This is a genomic window from Sinorhizobium sp. NG07B (genome assembly GCF_002532005.1).
Taxonomy (GTDB): Bacteria; Pseudomonadota; Alphaproteobacteria; order Rhizobiales; family Rhizobiaceae; genus Sinorhizobium; species Sinorhizobium fredii_C.
In genome coordinates, this window is record NZ_NWTD01000050.1 from 1 (window position 1) to 694 (window position 694).

Annotated in this window: 1 protein-coding gene; it reads left to right on the forward strand. The window is 58.4% G+C overall.

The window, feature by feature from the left end; genetic code table 11:
- On the forward strand, window positions 1-694 hold a 694-nt coding region (locus CO664_RS30025), incomplete at both ends, for an NAD-dependent epimerase/dehydratase family protein (protein ID WP_103451153.1).

Here is a 694-nt window from a genome sequence, read left to right on the forward strand (position 1 = left end):
GATCCTACTTCGAAACTTCCTGCGAACACTTCGACTACGTCTTTCATCTTGCGGCTCTCGTCGGCGGGCGAATGACGCTCGAGAATGAAACGCTTCTGGTCGTCGAAGATCTGGCGGTCGATGCTGCGCTGTGGCGATGGGCGAGCGAGCACAAGCCCGGCAATGTTGTCTATTTCAGCTCCAGCGCAGCCTATCCCGTGGCGTTTCAGACCGAGGAAATGCAGACGCCGCTCTCGGAAGACATGATTTCGTTCGAACGCTCGCTTGGCGTTCCTGATTTGAGTTATGGCTGGACCAAGCTGACCGGCGAGTATCTCATGAAGCTATATGTCGAGCGCTATGGCGGCCGCGCCATCGCGTACCGGCCTTTCAGCGGCTACGGCGAAGATCAGGACCTTGCCTATCCGTTTCCGGCAATTTGCCGGAGGCTCGTCAAGCAACGGGGAGCAGCCGAGGTGACCGTCTGGGGCAGCGGCCGTCAGCGCCGTGACTTCATTCACATCTCCGATTGCGTCGACTTTGTCTGGCGCACAATGGACCTGCTGCCGACAGGAAGGAGCCTAAACGTTTCAACCGGCTGTGCGACGTCATTCATCGAACTCGCTGGTCTGATAAGCGAAGAGCTCGGCTGGTCGCCGAAAATCGTCGGAACAACCAGTCGTCCCGAAGGGGTGTTTTTCCGGTGCGGGGACAC